Annotated in this window: 15 protein-coding genes; 7 read left to right on the top strand and 8 right to left on the bottom strand. The window is 66.7% G+C overall.

Annotated elements, in window-relative coordinates; translation table 11 throughout:
* Positions 1 to 996 precede the first annotated feature (996 nt).
* Complete coding sequence (locus E6C48_RS22005) at positions 997 to 2,685, bottom strand: hydantoinase B/oxoprolinase family protein (RefSeq protein WP_136360336.1); 1,689 nt, start codon at positions 2,683 to 2,685, stop codon at positions 997 to 999.
* Between the two features lie 260 nt (positions 2,686 to 2,945).
* Entirely contained in the window at positions 2,946 to 5,012 is a 2,067-nt protein-coding gene (locus E6C48_RS22000) for a hydantoinase/oxoprolinase family protein (protein ID WP_136360335.1), read from the bottom strand.
* Positions 5,013 to 5,223: 211 nt separating this feature from the next.
* On the opposite strand from E6C48_RS22000, the gene E6C48_RS21995 reads away from it, so the two are divergent.
* The gene (locus tag E6C48_RS21995; protein ID WP_136360334.1) at positions 5,224 to 6,042 is read left to right on the top strand and encodes a ferredoxin--NADP reductase; all 819 of its coding nucleotides are present in this window, start codon (positions 5,224 to 5,226) and stop codon (positions 6,040 to 6,042) included.
* A gap of 116 nt (positions 6,043 to 6,158) precedes the next feature.
* Here the strand turns inward: E6C48_RS21995 and E6C48_RS21990 are convergent, their stop codons facing one another.
* From E6C48_RS21990 to E6C48_RS21965, 6 genes are all read right to left on the bottom strand, one after another.
* Positions 6,159 to 6,935, bottom strand: coding sequence for an amino acid ABC transporter ATP-binding protein (locus E6C48_RS21990; RefSeq protein WP_136360333.1), 777 nt, complete (start codon positions 6,933 to 6,935; stop codon positions 6,159 to 6,161).
* Position 6,936: 1 nt separating this feature from the next.
* Positions 6,937 to 7,599 (bottom strand): amino acid ABC transporter permease, encoded by a 663-nt coding sequence (locus E6C48_RS21985; RefSeq protein WP_136360332.1) that lies wholly within the window; start codon positions 7,597 to 7,599, stop codon positions 6,937 to 6,939.
* Positions 7,599 to 8,246 carry an amino acid ABC transporter permease gene (locus E6C48_RS21980; RefSeq protein WP_136360331.1) on the bottom strand — a complete coding sequence of 216 codons (648 nt, stop codon included), beginning with the start codon at positions 8,244 to 8,246 and terminating at the stop codon, positions 7,599 to 7,601. The genes E6C48_RS21985 and E6C48_RS21980 overlap by 1 nt, the downstream gene beginning before the upstream one ends.
* 71 nt (positions 8,247 to 8,317) lie before the next feature.
* The gene (locus tag E6C48_RS21975; RefSeq protein ID WP_136360330.1) at positions 8,318 to 9,136 is read right to left on the bottom strand and encodes a transporter substrate-binding domain-containing protein; all 819 of its coding nucleotides are present in this window, start codon (positions 9,134 to 9,136) and stop codon (positions 8,318 to 8,320) included.
* Positions 9,137 to 9,424: 288 nt separating this feature from the next.
* Positions 9,425 to 10,588, bottom strand: coding sequence for an acyl-CoA dehydrogenase family protein (locus E6C48_RS21970; protein WP_206086552.1), 1,164 nt, complete (start codon positions 10,586 to 10,588; stop codon positions 9,425 to 9,427).
* A complete protein-coding gene (locus tag E6C48_RS21965; RefSeq protein ID WP_136360329.1) occupies positions 10,585 to 11,736 on the bottom strand; it encodes a CaiB/BaiF CoA transferase family protein in 1,152 nt (383 codons plus the stop codon). The genes E6C48_RS21970 and E6C48_RS21965 overlap by 4 nt, the downstream gene beginning before the upstream one ends.
* Before the next feature lie 219 nt (positions 11,737 to 11,955).
* Between E6C48_RS21965 and E6C48_RS21960 the strand changes: the two genes are divergently transcribed.
* The 6 genes from E6C48_RS21960 (at position 11,956) to E6C48_RS21935 (ending at position 18,149) form a co-directional block, all read left to right on the top strand.
* Positions 11,956 to 12,678 carry a GntR family transcriptional regulator gene (locus tag E6C48_RS21960; RefSeq protein ID WP_136360328.1) on the top strand — a complete coding sequence of 241 codons (723 nt, stop codon included), beginning with the start codon at positions 11,956 to 11,958 and terminating at the stop codon, positions 12,676 to 12,678.
* Between the two features lie 284 nt (positions 12,679 to 12,962).
* Positions 12,963 to 14,477: an ABC-F family ATP-binding cassette domain-containing protein gene (locus tag E6C48_RS21955; RefSeq protein WP_136360327.1), complete on the top strand. Its 1,515-nt coding sequence runs from the start codon at positions 12,963 to 12,965 to the stop codon at positions 14,475 to 14,477.
* Positions 14,478 to 14,750: 273 nt separating this feature from the next.
* Positions 14,751 to 14,996, top strand: coding sequence for an acyl carrier protein (locus tag E6C48_RS21950; RefSeq protein WP_136360326.1), 246 nt, complete (start codon positions 14,751 to 14,753; stop codon positions 14,994 to 14,996).
* Between the two features lie 68 nt (positions 14,997 to 15,064).
* Entirely contained in the window at positions 15,065 to 16,222 is a 1,158-nt protein-coding gene (locus E6C48_RS21945; RefSeq protein ID WP_168734621.1) for an acyl-CoA dehydrogenase family protein, read from the top strand.
* Positions 16,223 to 16,224: 2 nt separating this feature from the next.
* Entirely contained in the window at positions 16,225 to 17,148 is a 924-nt protein-coding gene (locus E6C48_RS21940; protein WP_136360324.1) for an amino acid--[acyl-carrier-protein] ligase, read from the top strand.
* A 2-nt stretch (positions 17,149 to 17,150) separates the two neighbouring features.
* Entirely contained in the window at positions 17,151 to 18,149 is a 999-nt protein-coding gene (locus E6C48_RS21935) for a DUF1839 family protein (RefSeq protein WP_136360323.1), read from the top strand.
* Positions 18,150 to 18,151: the final 2 nt, after the last annotated feature.

The raw sequence follows: 18,151 nt of genomic DNA, 5'->3' as shown, positions 1-18,151 counted from the left end.
TCCCCTGCGGTTGTGGCCGGAGGGTGTACGGGCGACTTCGCCAAGCCTCGAACCGGATGGCCATCCGGTTCGAGGCTCAGTCGCTTTCCTCGCACAAATCCTGCCTGCGTGCAGATACAAGGGTGGCAGGCCGCAGGCCTGTCGGGAGGGGTGACCTCCACCACTCCGACGCTATGAAGCCCTTGCTCTACGGCCGACGACCCCTCTCCGTCTCGGCTTCGCCGAGCCACCTCTCCCCGGAGGGGCGAGGAACCCAAGTCCTGTTGGGCCGGTGCCGTACGAAAACTGTTGCCATGTCTCGGATATTCGAGAAGTGCGACGTTCGCGAGCTCGGTTCCTCGCCCCTTTTGGGGAGAGGTGGCTCGGCGAAGCCGAGACGGAGAGGGGTTCTCCCTGCGTGAGCTTCATCGTTGCCACGCTGCCTTTCGGCCCTGGCCATTGTCAAAGAACTGACCTCGTTTGAGGTCGGGAAGCGGGCGCGGGGGCCGTGCCTGCTAAGTTAAATAGTGGCGCGGCATCCCGCGCCCGCCGGTGTCTTGCCTCCCCGAGGGTCGCTGCCGCTTTTCACAGCGGCCCGCTGGCTCGGTCGAGGCCCGGACTTGGGGGCTCATCACCCAGCAGCGTACCGTTACGCTGCCAGCCCGGCACCGTCCCCTGCCACAAGCGCCCGGTTCGCGACCCGCGTTCCCGCACAGGAGATGACGGGCAGTATGAGGTGGATGAAAAGGACGGGGATAGATTTTGGAAAATTCTTTGCGGGAGAAAGCACGCCGCCGCCCCTCTTTCCGTTTACGGCGGGGCTGTCGCATGTGGCACAGTACCCCCACCCCTAACCCCTCCCCGCAAGGGGGAGGGGGACTCTGCGGCACCGCTACAGCCCGCCAACGTTACCGGGTTTAGACGAAACAGGGGTGTCAGCGTCTCCCTCCCTTGCGGGGAGGGGTTAGGGGTGGGGGTACGCGCCATATGCGACAGCCGTGTACGAGGAAAGCAGCTTCACTCCACCGCCACCCCGAACATCTCTTTCGCCTGCGTCGCCGTGTAGTACCCCATCGCCACGTCGTGCCGCACCGCTTCGGGGTCGCGGCGGCGCGGGTCGCCGTAGCCGCCACCGCCGGGCGTGCCGACGCGCACGCGGTCGCCGGCCTTCATCGGGATATCCTGTTCCTTGGAGAGGTGCGGCGGCACATGCGCCTCGCCGTCGCGGAACACCGTCACTTCGTTGACGGCGCCATCCGCGCCGCCGAGTGCGCCCTGCGGCCCGAAGCGGCCGTGGTCCATGACGAAGGACGCGCGGGCTTCGCCTCTGAGCAATTCCACCTCGTAGGCGAGCCCGAAGCCGCCGCGATGCTTGCCCGCGCCGCCCGAGCCCTCGCGCAGCGCGTAGTGGCGGTAGAGCACCGGAAAGGCCTGCTCCATGATCTCGACCGGCGGCGACTTGGAGATGCCGATGGTCGAGCAGCCGTTGGCAAGCCCGTCTTCGTCCGCGTTGCCGCCGTAGCCGCCGCCGGAAATCTGGTACATCACATAGTCGCGCCCGCGCGCCGGATCGTGGCCGCCGAGCGCGAAGTTGCCGCTGGAGCCTGCGGGCGCCGCCGTCACCTTTTCCGGCAGCGCCTGCACCAGCGCAGCGAACACGGCCTCTGCAATGCGCTGCGAGACTTCCGCAGCACAGCCGGAAACCGGGCGGGGATAGTGCGCGTCGAGGAACGTGCCCTCAGGCCGCTTGACGATCAGCGGTTCGAAGGCGCCGGCATTGATCGGCACGTCGGGGAAGATGTGGCGCATGGCGAGGTAGACCGACGACAGCGTGGTGGCGAGCACGCTGTTCATCGGCCCGGCGCAGGGATGGCTCGACTGCGAGAAGTCGAAGGTCAGCGTCTCGCCTTCCTTCTCGACCAGCAGCGCGATCGTCAGCGGATGGTCGACCACTCCGTCGGAATCGACGAAGGCCTTCGAGCGGTAGAGCCCGTCGGGAATGGCGGCAATCGCCGCGCGCATCTGCTCGGCGGCGCGTCGGCGTAGTTCTGAAATGGCATCTCTGACCGTTTCGTCACCGTAACGATCCAGGATCTCATTGACGCGGTCCTGCCCGACCAAAAGGGCGGCGGCCTGCGCTTTGATGTCGCCGATACGCTGGTCGGCGACGCGGATGTTGGAGGCGATGATGGCGTGGATTTCTGGATCGAGCACGCCTTTCTTGAACAGCTTTACCGGCGGCAGGCGCAAGCCTTCCTGCTCGACGGCGGTGGCGGAGGCGGAAAAGCCGCCGGGCACCGCGCCGCCGATATCGGGCCAATGGCCGGTGTTGGACAGCCAGCAGAAGATTTGTCCGTCGCGGTAAAGCGGCATGACGAAGCGCACGTCCATCAGGTGCGTGCCGCCGAGATAGGGGTCGTTGACGATGTAGATGTCGCCTTCTTGCGGCGGCAGGCAGCTTCCGTCGCGGATCATTTCGATGACGGTACGGGTGGAGTGCTGCATGACGCCGACGAACACCGGCAGGCCCTGGTTGCCCTGCGCGATGAGCGAGCCGTCCTCGGCCGAGTAAATGCCGTCGGAGCGGTCGTTGGCCTCGGCGATGACCGGCGAGAAGGCGGCGCGCGAGAAGGTCAGGTCCATCTCGTCGCAGGCCTGCTGGAGGGCCGCCTGGATGACGGAGAGGGTGAGCGTGTCGAGGGTCATCTTCCTTCTCCCCGTTTACGGCAGAGCTATCGCATATGCCGCTGAACCCCCACCCCTAACCCCTCCCCTCAAGGGGGAGGGGAACTTCGCGGCGTGGCCACAATTCACAAACCTCGATGGTCTCGGGAGAAACGGCGGTGTCGGCGTCTCCCTCCCCTTTGAGGGGAGGGGACAGGGGTGGGGGTTTCGGGCCAACGAAAAGTTCATATGCAATGGCGCGGCCGTAAACGGGGCGAGGAGTCCTGTTCCGCTCATCGCCCTCATCGTCCCACCTCGACGACGATATTGCCGTCGGCATCGCTCTTCGCCATGTCGCCCGGCTCCAGCACCGTCGTGCAGTCCATCTGCTCGAGGATCGCCGGGCCTTCGATCGTCGCATCAAGCGGCAGCTTTTCGCGCGCATAGACCGGCGTGTCGTGCCAGCGCCCGTCATACCAGACGGGCCGCACCTCCAGCCGCGCTTCGGCAAGCGTGCCGGCTCGCCCGGCCGGGTCGATGAGCCGGCTAAGGTCGAGCGCCGGGCGCACGCCGGTGACGGAGGTGTTGAGGTTGACGAGGTTGGCGCGGATTTCCGGCAGTTCGACCTTGAAGCGGGCGAAATAGGCCTTCTCGAACAGCGCCTGCAGCGTCGCACGGTCGATGGCGGCCGAGGGCAGGGGGACATTGACGATGTGCGTCTGGCCGATGAATTGCATGTCGGCCGAATGGCTGATGCGGATTTCCTGCGGCTGCACCGCTTCCTGCGCGATCAGCGCCTTGCCTTCCTCGACCTGGGCGGCGAGCACCGCGCGAACGCGCTCCTCGTCCAGCGCCGCCACCGGCTGGTTCAGCGTGTTGACGAAATCGTGCCGCAGGTCGGCCACCACGCAGCCGAGCGCATTGGTGATGCCGGGGCGCGCCGGCACCAGAACGCGCGGCAGGCCGAGTTCGCGCGCCAACGCCGAGGCATGCAGCGGGCCGGCGCCGCCGAAGGCGAACAGGGTGAAGTCGCGCGGGTCGTGGCCGCGCGCCACCGACACCATGCGGATGGCGCCTGCCATCTTCATGTTACCGAGTTTCAGAACGGCGCCCGCCGCCTCGACGCCGGAAAGCCCGGCGGCGCGGCCGATCTTTTCCTCGAAGATGCGGGTGACGCTTTCGGCGGTGACCGGATTGTCGACCGAAAGCAGCTTTTTCGGCGCCAGCCGGCCGAGCACGAGGTTGGCGTCAGTGATGGTTGGCTCGGTGCCGCTGCGGCCGTAGCAGATCGGTCCGGGCGCGGCGCCCGCGCTCTGCGGCCCGACCTGGATCAGCCCTGCCGCGTCGACGCGGGCGATCGAGCCGCCGCCGGCGCCGACCGTGTGCACCGCCACCATCGGCACATGGATCGGCATGGCGTATTCGATCTCGATCTCGTTGGAGACGGCCGGCTCGGCGTTGCGGATCAGCGCCACGTCCGTTGAGGTGCCGCCCATGTCGTAGGTGACGAGGTTGGGGAAGCCGGCGCGCCTGCCGGTATAGGCGGCGGCGATGACGCCGGAAGCCGGGCCGGACATCACCGTCTTGGCCGCCTCGCGGGTGACGAAGCGGGCCGAGATCATGCCGCCGTTGCCGTTCATCATCAGGAAGTCGCGGGCGTAGCCTTGCCCAGCCAGTTCGGCGCGCAGCTTTGCCACATAGCGTTCGAGGATCGGCTGCACCGAGGCGTTGACGGCGGCCGTCACCCCGCGCTCGAATTCGCGCGCTTCCGAAAGCAGCGCGTGGCCCATGGTGATGTGGCCGTTCGGCCAGAGTTCGGCGGCGATTTCGGCCGCGCGCTTCTCGTGCGCCGGATTGGCGTAGCAATGCAGGAAGTGGATGACGAGCGACTCGCAGCCGGCATCGAGCAATTGCCGCACGGCATCGCGCACGCCGTCCTCGTCGAGCGGCGTACGCACTGCGCCGCGGGCTTCCACGCGCTCGGCGACTTCGAGGCGCAGGTTGCGCGGGATGACGGGGACGAAGGTTCCGGTCATGCCGTAGGCCTGCGGGCGCGTGCGCCGGCCAAGCTCGATGATGTCGCGGAAGCCGGCGGTGGTGATCATGCCGGTCTTGGCCAGCCGCCGCTCCAGCACTGCGTTGGTGGTGGTGGTGGTGCCGTGGACGATGAGGTCGATGTCCTTCACCGGGTAGCCGGTGGCGGCAAGGGCCGCGACCACGCCGAAGGCCTGGTTGTCGGTCGTCGTCGGCGTCTTGGCGATTGAAACCTTGGAGGCCGCTTGGTCGATCAGGATCAGGTCGGTGAAGGTGCCGCCGACATCGATGCCGGCCACGACGCTGCCCGAGTGAACCTGAAGGTTTTCATCCATCGCCGAAACCCGAATCCGGACCGCGGATACGCGCCGGACCGACCGGCTTTCCCGCCCGATCTTGACACGGAAATCATTTGTATACTAATAAATTTACCACACAAGGGCCTGATACGTGGGGCCGTGACGAGGGCGCTGTGACAGGCCGCCCGATTGACTGGTTCAGCGCCGCACGATAACGCCCTTCGTCTTTGCCGCAGGATGTTTCCGCATGACGTCTGCCCTTGCACCCGAGCCGCGCGCGCCGCAGTTCCCCATTCCCGCCAATGTCTATGCTGAGACGGTGGTGTCGGTTCGCCATTACACCGACCGGCTATTCTCCTTCCGCATCACGCGCCCGCAATCCTTCCGCTTCCGCTCCGGCGAGTTCGTCATGATCGGCCTGCCGAATGCCGAAAAGCCGGTGTTCCGCGCCTATTCGGTGGCGAGCCCCGCCTGGGACGAGGAACTGGAGTTCTTCTCCATCAAGGTGCCGGACGGTCCACTGACCCAGCATTTGCAGAAGATCCAGCCGGGCGACACGGTGCTGATGCGCCAGAAGTCGACCGGCACGCTGGTGCTCGACGCGCTGACCCCGGCCAGGCGCGTCTTCATGATCTCGACCGGCACCGGCATCGCCCCCTTCGCCTCGCTGCTGCGCGATCCCGACACCTACGAGAAGTTCGATCAGGTTGTCCTTACCCATACCTGCCGCGACAGGGCCGAGCTGGTCTATGGCCAGGAACTTGCGGCGTCGCTGAAGGACGATCCGCTGATCGGCGAACTGACCGAGGGCCGCTTTACGCTCTACAATTCGACGACGCGCGAGGAGAGCGACTGCATGGGTCGCATCACCGCGCTGATCGGTTCCGGCAAGTTCTATTCCGACCTCGGCGTCGAACCGCTCAATCCGGAGACCGATCGGGTGATGATCTGCGGCTCCATGGAGATGCTGAAGGACGTCAAGGAACTGGCCGAGAACCACGGCTTCGTCGAGGGGTCTCTCAGCGCACCCGCCAGCTTCGTCGTCGAGCGCGCCTTCGTCGGCTGACGGCTGGCTTCAGCTTCCAGTCATCGGTCTTCGCACGCCGCGCGCGGCAAAGGCCACGGTCGTACCCGCGTCGCGAAAGGTGACAGTCCGAACTCCGCGCCGCTGGCGGCCGCAGGTCAAAAACTGTTGCGCTCGTGATAGGTGCGCAGGAAGGCCTGGATGCGTGGGTCCTCGGGATGGTGCAGGATCTTGCCCGGCGCGTCCACGCCCACCAGTTCGCCCTTTTCCATGAAGGCGACCTGATCCGCGACATGGGCCGCGAAGCCCATTTCGTGGGTGACGACGACCATGGTCATGCCTTCGGTCGCGAGCGTGCGCATGACGCTCAGCACCTCGCCCACCAGCTCCGGGTCGAGCGCCGAGGTTGGCTCGTCGAACAGCATCAGGCGCGGCTCCATGGCAATCGCCCGGGCGATCGCCACGCGCTGCTGCTGGCCGCCGGAAAGGCGCGAGGGATGGTTGGCCATCTTGTCGGCCAGCCCCACCTTCTTCAGCGCCTCGGCGGCGCGGGCCTCGGCTTGCGCCTTCGGCAGGCCGCGCACGCGGATCAGCCCTTCGGCCACGTTCTGCAGCGCGGTCATGTGCGGCCACAGGTTGAATTGCTGGAACACCATGCCGATGGAACGGCGCATCTCGCGCAGCTTGCGACCGGGCATCCTGCGGCCGCCGGGCGTCGCATAGCCGATCAACTGGCCGTCGATGGTGATCTCGCCGGAATCGTATTCCTCGAGGAAGTTGATGCAACGCAGCAGCGTGGACTTGCCCGAACCGGAAGGTCCGATCAGGCAGGTGACCTTGCCGGGTAGGATCGACAGGTTCACGTCCTTCAATGCCTGGAAGGGGCCGTAGAACTTGTTGACCTTGCGGATCTCGACGGATGAGGCTTCGATCATCCTACGTCCTTTCGATCAGATGTCTGGTGATGCGCGTTTCCAGCCAGCGGCCGGCGCGCGAAATGGTTTCGACCAGGAGCCAGAAGAACAGCGCCAGGATGAAGTTGGCTTCCAAATAGCGGAAGGTCTCGGTGGACATGCGCTGCACGGAATACATCAGCTCCGGCACGGTGATGATGGACAGGATCACCGTCTCCTTGGTCAGGATGATGGAGAAGTTGACCAATGCCGGCAGCGCCGAAACGAGGCTGAGCGGCAAAAGGATGCGGCGAACGATGGTGAGTTCCGACATGCCGATGGCGCGTGCCGCCTCCAGCTGCCCGACCGGCACGGCGAGGTAGCCGGCGCGGAAGATCTCGGCGAAATAGGGGCTGCCGTAGACGCTGAGCCCGAGAAGCCCCGCCGGCAGGGCGTCGAGGCGCAGGCCGAGCAACGGGCCGCCGTAATAGAGAACGAAGAGCTGCACCAGGAACGGCGTGCCGCGAATGACCTCGATATAGGCCTGGATCAGCCAGCCGAGAGGGCGCGGCCCGTAGCGCTGCGCCAGCGAGATGATCAGGCCCAAAATCATGCTGAAGATGGTGCCGAGAATCCAGCACAGGATCGTCAGCTTGAAGCCGGAGAGCAGGATCGGCCAGTATTGCAGCAGGATGCTCGGGTCCATCAGATGGCCGTCCTGTGCTCGAGGTAGCGCCCGAGCGCCGCGAAGCAGAGATTGATGACGAGGTAGATACAGGCGGCCGCGATATAGACTTCCAGCGGCCGGAAGGTGGTGGCCGCCTGCGCCTGGCTGGCGCGCGTGACCTCAAGGATGCCGACGACGGAGACCAGCGACGACGCCTTGACCAGCAGGATCAGTTCGTTGACCAGCGCCGGCAGCGAGTAGCGGAACGCCTGGGGCAGGATCACCCTGATCCAGATGTCGCGGGGCAGCATGCCGATGGCCGTCGCCGCCTCGGTCTGGCCTTTCGGCAGGGCGATGATGGCGCCGCGCCAGATTTCCGAGACATAGGCGCTGGAACAGATGCCGACCGTCACCACCGCGGCGACCATTGCCGGCACGTTGATGCCGATGACCGGCAAGAGGTAATAGGCGAGCAGGAGCTGGACCAGCAGCGGAACGCCGCGCAGGAAGCTGACCCAGAGCGCCGCGAACCAGCGCAGCCAGCGCGTGCGCGACAGCGCCGCCGCGCAGATCAGCGCCCCGACCACCAGCCCCAGCGCGATGCCGAGAACGGAAATCAGCAGCGTGAAGCGCGCCGCCCAGAAGAGCGGCTCGAAACTGCTCAGGAAAACGGGGATCGAAAACATCGATGCTCCATTTGCCGCCAAGCGGCGGATGGAAGGTTGCGGGCGGGATCGCTCCCGCCCGCTCTAAGGCATTACTTGGTCGGAACTTCGCGCGGCAGCTCGGTGTAGGTGCCCAGCCACTTTTCCTGGATGGCCTTGATGCGGCCGTCGTCGGTCATCTTCAGCATGGCGTCGTTGATCGCCTTGACGAAGCTTTCGCTGTCGGCGTCCTTGCGCGCCACCCAGGCGAAGTAGGTCGGCTGGCCGAAGGTGGCCTTGTCGAACATGGCGAACGTCTCGGGACGGCTCTTGACCAGGTAGGTGAGGTTCGGCAGCGAGCCGGCGACGGCGTCGAGACGGCCGGCGGCGAGGTCGGCATAGGCCTCGTCGGTGGTGCCGTATTCCTTGACGTTGACGCCGCCGAGCTTGTCGCCGAAGGCCTGCAGTTGCTTGAACTGCGCGGTGCCCTGCTGGACGCCGACGGTCTTGCCCTTGATGTCTTCCGGGTTCTTCAGCTCGGTGTTGGCGGCGGCGCGCACCAGCGCCACGGTGGCGTCGGCGATCGGCAGCGTGAAGGCGTAGCGCTCGAGGCGCTCGGGCGTGATGGTGACGGGCGCGATGACGATGTCGAACTTCTTCACCTCGAGGCCGGGCAGCTCGGCGGTCCAGGGAATGTCCTGGTAGACCGGCTCGACGCCGATTTCCTTGGCCACGCCGTCGAACAGGTCCTTGGTCATGCCTTCGTAGGTGCCGTTGTTCAGCATGTCGAAGGGCGCATAGTGCATGTCCGTGGCGGTCTCGATCTTGCCCTTGGCCTTGATGTCGGCAAGTTGGTCGGCCATGGCCGGCACGGTGAGGCCGAGCACGGCCAGGCCGAGCAGGGCGGATTTCAGTGCGTTGGAAAAGGTCATCGTCGTTCTCCTTGATGGACGAGTGAACTATCGGGAATTCATCGCGCGCCGCCACTCCCCCAACGGCGCTTGATAGGGTCAGAGAATGGACGCCTGCGTCAATCGTCTCCTGGCGCCAGAGCATTTTGCAGCCAGACGGAATCGTCTGGCGTCGCACAAATGCGGCTAAAACAAAGAGATAGATCGTTGCGCCGTTTCCGTAAAACGGTGAAACGATCTAGCGTGCTTCCATCTGCAAGAAAACTGTAGGGGGCATCTTCCCTTCGGTCGTTCACGATCCGCCTCCTGTCAGGCCACCATGTTGCCCGAGATGATGATGCGCTGGATTTCGCTCGATCCTTCATAGATGCGCATGATCCTCAGGTCGCGGACGATCCGCTCGACGGGAAAATCGCGAGTATAGCCGTAACCGCCGTGCAATTGCAGGGCGGTGTCGGCGATCTTTCCCGCAGCCTCCGAGGCGCCGAGCTTGGCCATCGACGAGGCGGCCGAGAAGCGCCCGCCATGGCGGTGCGCCAGGTCGCGCTGGCGCGCGGCCTCCTGCGACAGCAGCAGCGCCGAATGCCAGGCCAGCCCCATGTCGGCGATCATCCAGCGGATGCCCTGGCGCTCCGACAGCGCGATGCCGCCGATGACGCGTTCCTTCGCATAGGCGATCGCCGCCTTCATCGCCGCGCCCGCAAGGCCGAGGCATTGGGCGGCGACTTCGACACGGCCGTTGTCGAGGACCTGCATGGCCGTGCGGAAGCCCTTGCCTTCCTCGCCCAGCAGCGCGCTTTCGGGCAGTTCGCAATCGAGGTTCAGCGTGAAGACGTGGCCACCCTTCAGGCCCATGGTCTTTTCCGCCGGACCGGCCTCGAAGCCGGACGTGCCCTTCGGCAGCAGGAAGGCGGAGATGCCGCGATGGCCCTTGTCCGGATCGGTCACGGCATAGACCACGACGACGTCGGCGACGCCGCCGTTGGAGATGAAGCACTTGGTGCCCTTGATGTGCCAGCCGTTTTCGGTGCGCCGCGCCCGCGTCTTCATGTCGGCGGGGTCGGAGCCGGCGGTGGGCTCGGTGAGCGCGAAAGCGGCGAGCACCTCGCCGCTGGCGGCCTTCGGCAGCCATTCCTCCTTCTGGGCCTCGGTGCCGCCGATCAGGATGGAATCGGTCGCCAGATAATGCGCCGTCAGCGCCGAGGCGGTCGAGCCGCAGGCGCCGGCCACGATGGCGACGGCACGCAACAGCGCGGGTGCGGAAATGCCGCCGCCGCCATAGGCTTCCGGCAGGTTGGCGCCCATCATGCCGGCTTCGCCCAGCGTTGCGAGCTGCTCATGCACGAAGCGCGAGGTTTCATCGGTCTCGGCCGCCAGCGGCGCGATCCTGTCGGCGCAAAGCCGCTCCAGCACGTCGCAGAACAGGCGCTCTTCCTCGGAGAGCATGTGCCACGGATCGTCGATCGCAGTCATGCGCGCTCCTCCAGCCCGAATTCCTTCAGCACCGCCGCGAGGTCGCCGCCCAGAGACGGCGCGGCGGTCGCGGCCAGCGGCTTGACGCCGTCGAACCGCACCGGCTGGCCGACGACCGGGGCCTTGCCGAGGACGGGATGCGCAAGCAGGCTCACCAAGCCGCGCATGGCGGCATGCTCGTTGTCGGCGGCCTGCGCGATGTCCCAGATCGGCGCGGTCGGCAGGCCTTCGGCGGCCAAAGCGGCGACGGCCTGTTCGGTGGTCAGGCGGCCGGACCATTCCTCGATCAGCGCCCGCAGCGCCGGTTCGTGCTCGGTGCGGCTGGAATCGGAGGCAAAGCGCGGGTCGTTGGCGATCTCCGCTCTGCCGATCAGCGCCGCCAGGCGCTGGAACTGCCCGCCGCTCAGCACCGCGATCACTACCTGCCCGTCGCTGGTCCTGAAGCAGCCGAAGGGGGTGGAAAGCGGATGGCGATTGCCGACACGGCCGGGCAGCACGCCGCCGTAGAAATGCTGGGCGTGGCTGGTGGTCAGCATGGAAAACAGCGCGTCGTACATGGCAATGTCCAGCACCGCGCCCTGGCCTGTCGCGTTGCGCTGCACCAGCGCCGCCATGATCGACCAGCTCGCGAACAGGCCGGCGATCAGGTCGGCGATGCTTTCGCCGGTCTTCAGCGGCGCGCCGCCATCCTCCCCGGTCGCGGCCATCAGGCCGGACATGGCCTGCACCACCAGGTCGTAGGCCGGCAGGTCCTTGAACGGGCCTTCCTGGCCGAAACCGGAGATCGAGCAATAGACCAGCCGGGGATTGGCCTTGCGCAGCGTCTCGGCGCCGAGGCCGAGCCGGGCGGCGACGCCGGGGCGGAAATTTTCCACCACCACGTCGACGCGGGCGGCGAGCGCCTGCGCCAGCTCGAGGTCGGCCGGCTTCTTGAGGTCGAGCACGATGCTCTTCTTGCCGCGATTGTTGAGCGTGAACAGCGCGCTCTCGCCGTCCTTGAACGGGCCGATATGACGGTAGTCGTCGCCGGAAGGCGGCTCGAGCTTGACGATCTCGGCGCCGAGGTCGGCCAGCAGCGCCGTGCAATACGGCCCCGCCAGCACGCGCGACAGGTCGAGCACCTTGATGCCGGCAAGCGGGCCGCTCATGCGGTCAAACCAGAGAAAAACGCGGCAGGCCGGCTGCCCGCCGTTTCATCGGCCGCGATCGCGGCCCTGTCGAGAACCTGCATCTGGCGCTCCTCCCGGCCGGTTCGTGATTTTTAAGTCTAAACATATCGAATTCTCTATGTCTAGACTTATTCTGGTTTCGTGCCTAAACTTGTCATTGCCGGTTCATGCGGACCGGGGCGTCAGGAGGAGATCGCGATGGCAGCCGGAGCGGCGTCATCCAAGGCGCGGACCATCGCCGACGAGGTGCGCCGCCGCATCGTCGAGGGCGAGTGGCGCCAGGGCGACCGCATTCCCGACGAAGCCGACCTCGCCATCGAGTTCGACGCCGCGCGCGCCACCGTCAACAAGGCGCTGCAGCTTCTGGCGAACGACGGCCTGCTGGACCGCCGCCGCAAGGCCGGCACGCGCGTGACGGTCGATCCGGTGCGCAAGGCGTCCTTCACCATCTCCATCGTGCGCGAGCAGGTCGAGCAGGCCGGCATGGCCTACAGCTATCGGGTCGTGGCGCAGCGCAGGAGCCCGGTTCCCGCCGGGCTCGCCGCGCGGATCGGCCTTAAGCAAGGCGAGGTGCTCGTCCGCATGCGGGCCATACACTATGCCGACGATCGGCCCTTCCAGCTCGAGGACCGCTGGCTCAACCTGCGCGCCACGCCGACGCTGGCGGAGGCGGATCTGCGGCAGCTGAACGCCAACGAATGGCTGGTGCGCAACGCGCCCTACCTGCGCGCCGAAATGGCGTTTTCGGCCGAGAACGCCGACCGGCGCGATGCCAGGCTTCTCGGGACGCAACCCGGCCGCGCGCTGCTTGTCCTCTACCGCAGCACCTGGAACGACCTCGGCCCGATCACCACGGTCAGGGTAGCGTTCCAGCCCGGCCATATTGTCGGCACCGAAGGCAACTTCTGGCCCGACCGGTAGGTCCGGGCTCCGGTATTTCCAGCAGAAAAGGACTTCGTGGCGTCCCGGAACGCCGCTCGGCTCCGCCGGTCTTGCTTCGCCGCGGCCGGTTTGGTACATCGCCGCGACGTTTTGCAACCGAGAAGGGGGAAGCTGGTGCTTTGCCAGTGCTTCCATAACCGCACCCGTGGACCTGTCTCAGCCCCGCGCCTGACCTCGCGGGGCTGATCGGGAAACGCATCGCCGTCTCACTGTCAGCCTCACCGGCGCGCCTGCCGCGCTTCCTGACCTGAAGTGAGACCACAATGTCCCTGATCGCCGTCAAAGACCTTTCGCTGATCCGCACCGAAGCCCTGTTCACCGGGCTGAACCTCTCCATCGCCAAGGGCGACCGCCTGGGCCTCGTCGCCGCCAACGGGCGCGGCAAGACCTCGCTCTTTCACATCGTCGCCGGCAGTGAGGCGCCGACCGGCGGTACCGTTACCCGCTCGCGCGGCCTCGTCGTCGCCACTGCCCCGCAGGACCCGCCCGCCCGGCTGCTCGCCATGACCCTGCGCGAGGCGGTGCGCGACGCGCTCTCGCGCGAGCTTGCCGAGACGGAAGACTGGCGGGTCGATATCCTGCTGGACGACCTCGAAGTCGACGAGGCGATCCGCGACCGCGCCGTCGACAGGTTGTCGGGCGGCTGGCAGCGCACGATGCTTCTGGCGCGTGCGGCGATCGTCGAGCCCGACCTGATCCTGCTGGACGAACCGACCAACCATCTCGACATCGGCCGCATCGGTGTGCTGGAGCGCTTCCTCGCCGCGCTGCCGCACGATTGCGCGGTGGTAGCGGCAAGCCATGACCGCGCCTTCCTCGACGACGTGACCAACCGCACCCTGTTCCTGCGCCCTCAGGAAAGCCTCGACTTCGCCCTGCCTTATTCCCGCGCCCTGCAGGCGTTGGAGGAGCGCGACGCCGCGCGCGGCCGGCAATTCGACAACGATATGCGCAAGGTCAGGGCGCTGCGGCAGCAGGCGGCGAAGCTCAAGAACATCGGCATCAATTCCGGCTCCGACCTGCTGGTCGTCAAGACGAAGCAGCTTTCCGAGCGCGCCGACAGGCTGGAGGAACGGGCCAGGCCCGCGCACCAGGAGCGCTCGGCCGGCGCCATCCGCCTCTCCAACAGCGGCACCCATGCCAAGGCGCTGGTCTCGATCGACGACGCGGCGATCGAGACGCCGGACGGCCGGCTCCTGTTCCGCACCGGGCGGTTGTGGATCGAGAACGGCGACCGCATCGTCCTGCTCGGCGCCAACGGCACCGGCAAGACCCGGCTGGTCAACAGGCTGAGGGGCGCGCTCGCAGAGCCCGACGCGGCCATTCGCGGCGCGGCCAGCCTCAGGCTCGGCTATTCCGACCAGGCGCTCTCCCAGCTCGACGCGTTCTCGACGCCGTGGGATGCCGTCAAGCGCTCCAGCGACGCGACCGATCACCATGCGCGGGCGCAGCTTGCCGGCGCCGGCATCGGCGTCGACGCCCAGGCCGCACCCGTCTCGCGCCTGTCGGGCGGGCAGCGCGCCCGCCTCGCCATGCTTCTGCTGCGCCTCGCCCAGCCGAACTTCTACCTGCTGGACGAGCCGACCAACCACCTCGACATCGAGGGGCAGGACATGCTGGAGAGCGAACTGGTGGAACAGGGCGCGGCCTGCCTGCTGGTCAGCCACGACCGCGCCTTCGTCAGGGCGGTCGCGACGCGGATCTGGGTGATCGCGGGCAAGCGGCTGGTCGAGGTCGACGATCCCGATCCGGTTTTCGACCGGCTGATGGCGTCATAGTGGACCGGCGAGGCGTGCCGCAAAGGGGCATTACCCGATGCTGCGCTGTTCGCGCCCCATCCAACGCCGGGCCTTCCTCTTCCTGGAGGACGGCACGACGCTGTCGTACAATGCCCCGTACGCGCGCCGCTTGTTTTGCCGATCGCTCGAATTGTGCCGGTCCTCGATACCGATCCTTAAGCCTGTCTCCAGCTTCCGCAAATCGTTAACGCGCTGGTTGCCACGGGCGTGCGACGGTCCCCGCCACAAGCACAACAGGGCAGGGACGCCACCATGATCGACCGCATCCGCACGCTATTGTCCGGCCATCCGATGATTCCGCTGGACTTCTCGGCGCTGAGCGACGACGCCAATCTCTACGACGCGGGGCTGACTTCGTTCGCCTCGGTGCAGATGATGCTGGCGCTCGAGGAGGAATTCGACGTCGAGTTCCCCGAGGCGATGCTGACGCGCCGCACCTTCGCCTCGCTCGCCAACATCGCCGAAGCCGTCTCGCAGATCACGCGGAAGGCGGCCTGATCATGAATGTCGTGAGCAAGATCGAGGCTGCCGCGCCTGCGGCGGCTGTGGAGGCGCCTGCCGAGCGCATGCGCCGGGTGGTGGCGGTGGCGGTCGAGCACGGCGATGCCGTCGATCGCGAAGGCCGCTTCCCGGCGGAAACCGTCGAGGCGCTGAAGCGCGAACGCCTGCTGAGCGTCGCCATTCCCGCCGAATACGGCGGCGAGGGACTCGGTACTGCCGCCGTCGCCGACCTGATCGCGCAGCTCGCCCAGGCCTGCGGCTCGAGCGCGATGATCTACGCCATGCACCAGATCAAGACGTCGAGCTTCGTCATGCACGGCACCGGCAGCGAATGGCACCGCGCCTATATGCGTCGCATCGCCGCCGAGCAGCTCTTGATGGCGTCGGCCACCACCGAGGCCGGCATCGGCGGCAACCTGCGCAACTCCATCTGTGCCATCGAGGTCGAGGACGGCCGCTTCCGGCTTACCAAGGAAGCCATCGTCATTTCCTACGGCAACTATGCCGACGCCATTCTCGCCACCGCCCGGCGCGCGCCGGACGCGGCGAGTTCCGACCAGATCATGGTGGTGATCCCCAACGACGCCAACCGCACGATCGACCGCACCGTGGTGTGGGACACCCTCGGCATGCGCGGCACCTGTTCCGACGGCTTCCACCTGGAGGCGGTGGGCAATGCTGCGCAGATCTTCCCGAAGCCCTTCTCCGAGATCGCCGCGCAGTCGATGCTGGCATCGTCGCACATCTACTGGGCGGCGACCTGGTTCGGCATCGCCGCCGACGCCTTCAACCGCGCGCAGGCCTTCGTCAAGGCGGCCGCCCGCAAGCAGACCGACGGCACCCTGCCGCCCGGCGCGCTGAGGCTGGCCGAAGCGGCGGCGAAATTGCAGGAGATGAAGGGCCATCTGATGGCCGCCATCCACCGCTTCGACGCCGCGCAAGTCGATGCCGCTCGGGGCGACGACGCCGCGCTGTCTTCGATCGGTTTCGCCGCCGAGATCAATGCGCTTAAAGTGGCCGCCAGCGAGAAGGCCGGCGAGGTGGTGCGCATCGCGCTGCTGGTCAACGGCATCCTCGGCTACAAGAACGGCACGCCGTTCAGCGTCGGCCGCCACCTGCGCGACACCGCCTCCGCGCCGGTGATGATCTCCAACGACCGCATTCTTTCCAACACCGCGACGCTGCTCCTGATGAGCCGCTTTGACACCAGCCTGGGGGGCTGACCATGGACGCCAAGACTTTCGACGCGAAAACCCTGCTGGACAGCCTGTTCGACAACGGCATCCTGTTCGAGACGGGCGTGGACGGGCTCTACGGCCGCTCCGGCGCCTTCGAGGAGGTGATCGAGCGCTTCGAGAAGCTGGTCACCCGCCTCGGTGCGCCCGACAAGGCGACCCGCATTCACTTCCCGCCCGGCATGAGCCGCGCCACGCTGGAAAAGAGCGGCTACATGAAGTCCTTCCCGCAGCTTGCCGGCTGCGTGCATTCCTTCATGGGCGGCGAGCGTGAGCATGCCTCGCTGCTCAACATGATGGCGACCGGCGAGGACTGGACCGAGCTTCAGAAGGCCACCAATGTCGCGCTGACCCCGGCGGCCTGCTATCCGCTCTATCCGACGGTCGCCGCGCGCGGCCCGGTGCCGGCCGAGGGCGTGCTGTTCGAGCTGTCGTCCTACTGCTTCCGCCACGAGCCGTCGCAGGACCCGGCGCGCATGCAGCTTTTCCGCATGCGCGAGTTCGTCAAGATCGGCACCGCCGAACAGGTCAGTGCCTTCCGCGAAAGCTGGCTGACGCGCGGCAAGGCGATGATCGAGTCTCTCCAACTGCCCTGCGACGTCGACCTCGCCAACGATCCGTTCTTCGGCCGCGGCGGCAAGATGATGGCCAACAACCAGCGCGACCAGGGCTTGAAGTTCGAGCTGCTGATTCCGGTGACCAGCATCGAAAAGCCGACCGCTTGCTTGTCCTTCAACTACCACCAGGACCATTTCGGCCAGACCTGGGGCCTGAAATTCGCCGACGGCGAGCTTTGCCATTCGGCCTGCGTCGGCTTCGGGCTGGAGCGCGTGGCGCTGGCGCTGTTCCGCCACCACGGCCCGGACATCGAAGCCTGGCCGGCGGGCGTGCGCGCCGTCCTGTGGGGCGAATGACGATGAAGGCGGCAATAGCCGGTCTCGACCCGGCAAGCTATCGGCCGCACCCGCTGCACGATGCGGAGCGCCGCTGGCCGCAGACCAACTGCTATGTCGACCTGCTGGTCGAGGTGATGCACGCGACCGGACACGACCCGGTCGCCGCACTCGGCTTTACAGTGGCACAGGACTTCGAGGGCGACCAGTTCACCTTCTTCAAGTTCCCAAGCGCCGACCTTCAGCGGCTTGCCGGCATCGACATCCAGGAACTGGCGATCTTCGACCGGCTCGAGGACCATATCCTCGTCCAGATCGAGCGCGGCCGCCTGCCTCTCGTCGAGCTCGACGCCCACTTCCTGCCCGATACGAAGGGCATCACCTATCGCAGCGGGCATTCCAAGACGACGGTGGGCATCAATGCGCTCGACCCCGAAGCGCGCCGCATGCACTATTTCCACAACGACGGCTATTTCGCGCTGGAAGGCGAGGACTACGACGGCCTTTTCGGCCCGTACCGGAATGCGCCGGCCGGCGGCCTGCCGCTGTTTCCCTACGCCGAATTCATCAAGTTCGGCGCGCCGGACGGGCAAGAGCCGGCGACGGCCGCGCTCGAGCTTCTGCGTGGCCATCTGGCACGCCGGCCGAGGCGCAATCCGCTGGCATGCTACGCCGGGGCGTTCGAGGACCACGCCCGCGCGCTGGCCGGCCGTCAACCCGAATATTTCCACACCTATGCGTTCAACACGCTGCGGCAGGTCGGCGCCAATTTCGAGCTGCTGGCCAGCCATCTCGACTGGTTGCAGGCGAAGGCCCGCATGGATTTCGACGCGCCGGCGCGGGCCGCCGAGCGCATCGCCGACGGCGCCAAGGCCATCCAGTTCAAGCTCGCCCGCGCCATGGCGCGGCAACGCTTCGACGGGCTGGCCGAGAGCATCGCGCCGATGGCCGAAGCCTACGATGCGGTGATGGGGACGCTTGAGGCAAGGCTTTCCGCCAGGGCGGATTCGAAGGCGGCCTGAGC

Source organism: Ollibium composti, from assembly GCF_004801285.1.
GTDB classification, from domain to species: Bacteria; Pseudomonadota; Alphaproteobacteria; order Rhizobiales; family Rhizobiaceae; genus Mesorhizobium; species Mesorhizobium composti.
Note: the sequence above shows the minus strand (reverse complement) of the source record. Positions and strands in the feature narration are given on the sequence as shown.